3 protein-coding genes are annotated in these 2104 nt (G+C 66.2%); all 3 read right to left on the bottom strand.

The genetic code is table 11. From position 1 onward, the window contains the following. Window positions 1-276, bottom strand: a 276-nt coding sequence (locus tag RDU12_RS15135; protein WP_308685461.1) for a GNAT family N-acetyltransferase, incomplete at its 3' end; no start/stop codon positions are given. A gap of 180 nt (window positions 277-456) precedes the next feature. Further along, complete coding sequence (gene rplQ, locus RDU12_RS15130; RefSeq protein WP_300292383.1) at window positions 457-876, bottom strand: 50S ribosomal protein L17; 420 nt, start codon at window positions 874-876, stop codon at window positions 457-459. Window positions 877-978: 102 nt separating this feature from the next. After that, on the bottom strand, window positions 979-1998 hold the full coding sequence (locus RDU12_RS15125; RefSeq protein ID WP_300292382.1) for a DNA-directed RNA polymerase subunit alpha: 1020 nt from the start codon (window positions 1996-1998) through the stop codon (window positions 979-981). Window positions 1999-2104 lie beyond the last annotated feature (106 nt).

Genomic DNA, 2104 nt, shown 5'->3' with positions numbered 1-2104 from the left:
GATGCCGAGGCCGCGCGCGGCCGGCGACACCGTCATCTTGGCCACCTCATAGCCGCCGTCGTCCATGGCCATCAGGGCGCAGCAGCCGATCGCGATCCCGTCGCGCTCGGCCATGAAGATCTGGCCGCCGAGATCGAGGATCGCCCCCTGCGGATCGTCGATGACCTTGCGGTCCTTGCCCTCGACCGCGAAGCCGCCCTCGGCCAGCCAGGCCTCGTTGAGCGCGGCCCAGGCGGCCGCGTGGTCGGGACGGAAGGGGACGATGGAAACGCTCATTCCGGAACCTTGGGTATCGTGGCGGCGGGCGACAAGACTGTCGCGCTTGTCACGGCTGTCGCTGATGTAGCGGGGCGCGATGTCGACGATGTATCGCCCGAAATGTAGCGGCCGCCGGAGCACGAAAAAGGGGCGGCTGGATCGCTCCAGCCGCCCCTTCGAAGCCCCAACGAAGAAAGCTTACGCCTCTTCGTCGCCCTCGATCTCATAGACCGGACCCGAGTCCTGGCCCTTGGCGTCGACGTCGCGGTCGACGAACTCGATCACGGCCATGGCGGCGTTGTCGCCGTGGCGATAGCCGGCCTTCATGATGCGGATATAGCCGCCGTTGCGGTCGGCGTAGCGCGGGCCGATCGTCTCGAACAGCTTGCCCACCTGCGGCACGTCACGGACGTGGCTGATGGCCTGACGACGCGCGTGCAGGTCGCCCTTCTTGGCGAGCGTGACCAGCTTCTCGACGAAGGGACGCAGTTCCTTCGCCTTGGGCAGGGTCGTGGTGATCTGCTCGTGCTTGATCAGCGACGCCGCCATGTTGGCGAACATCGCGGTCCGGTGGCTGGCCGTGCGGCCGAGCTTGCGATAGGCGGCGCCGTGGCGCATCGGGGTCTCTCCTACTCACCCTGGTTTCCACTGACGCGGACCTGGGGTTCTCTCATTCTAACCGCTCCGCGGACCCGAGGGACCAAGGGCGGAGGGTTGAAACTAGATCTGGTCGTCGAACTTCTTGGCCAGGTCTTCGATGTTTTCCGGCGGCCAGTTCGGCACGTCCATGCCGAGGCTGAGCCCCATGGTCGCCAGCACTTCCTTGATCTCGTTCAGCGACTTGCGGCCGAAGTTCGGGGTGCGAAGCATTTCGCCCTCGGTCTTCTGGATCAGGTCGCCGATGTAGACAATGTTGTCGTTCTTCAGGCAGTTGGCCGAACGAACCGACAGCTCCAGCTCGTCGACCTTCTTGAGCAGCGCCGGGTTGAACGGCAGATCGGGCTTGCCGTCGGCCTGCTCGACCGCCTTCTTGGGCTCGTCGAAGGTGATGAAGATCTGCAGCTGGTCCTGCAGGATGCGCGAGGCGTAGGCCACGGCGTCCACAGGCGAGACGGCGCCGTTGGTTTCGACTTCCAGCACCAGCTTGTCATAGTCCATCGACTGGCCCTGACGGGTCGGCTCGACGCGATAGGCGACGCGCTTGACCGGCGAATACAGGGCGTCGACGGCGATCAGGCCGATCGGGGCGTCTTCCGGACGGTTGAACTCGGAGGCGACGTAGCCCTTGCCGTTCTGGACGGTCAGCTCCATGCGCACCGAGGCGCCGTCGTCCAGCGTGCAGATGACGTGGTCGGGGTTCAGCACCTCGATGTCCGACGGGACGTCGATCTGGCCGGCGGTCACCGGCCCGGGGCCGGTGGCGCGCAGGGTCATGCGCTTGGGGCCCTCGGCGTGCATGCGCAGCGCCAGCTGCTTGATGTTGAGGACGATGTCGACAACGTCTTCCCGCACGCCTTCCAGCGACGAGAATTCGTGGACGACGCCGTCGATCTGGATGGCCGTCACGGCCGCGCCTTGCAGCGACGACAGGAGAACGCGGCGCAGGGCGTTGCCGAGCGTCACGCCGAAGCCGCGTTCGAGGGGTTCGGCGACCAGGCGCGCCTTGCGCTGCGGGTCGGTGCCGGCCTCGATCTGCGGCTTCTCGGGACGGATCAGCTCTTGCCAGTTACGTTCGATCATGGATGTCCCTCGAAAACGGAGTTCGCCGGTCCCTCGCTCCTCGTCAGGGGCGGCAGGACCGGCGGAGAAATAGTCGGTCGTGTCGGCCTAGACGCGGCGGCGCTTG

Source organism: Brevundimonas sp. (genome assembly GCF_031082345.1).
GTDB lineage: Bacteria > Pseudomonadota > Alphaproteobacteria > Caulobacterales > Caulobacteraceae > Brevundimonas.
This window is presented reverse-complemented; position numbering and strand designations above follow the sequence as displayed.

What these genes read in the sequence shown, in the direction of transcription:
- RDU12_RS15125 (WP_300292382.1), bottom strand. Translation starts at nt 1,998, where the DNA reads ATGATCGAACGTAACTGGCAAGAGCTGATCCGTCCCGAGAAGCCGCAG.
- rplQ (WP_300292383.1), bottom strand. Translation starts at nt 876, where the DNA reads ATGCGCCACGGCGCCGCCTATCGCAAGCTCGGCCGCACGGCCAGCCAC.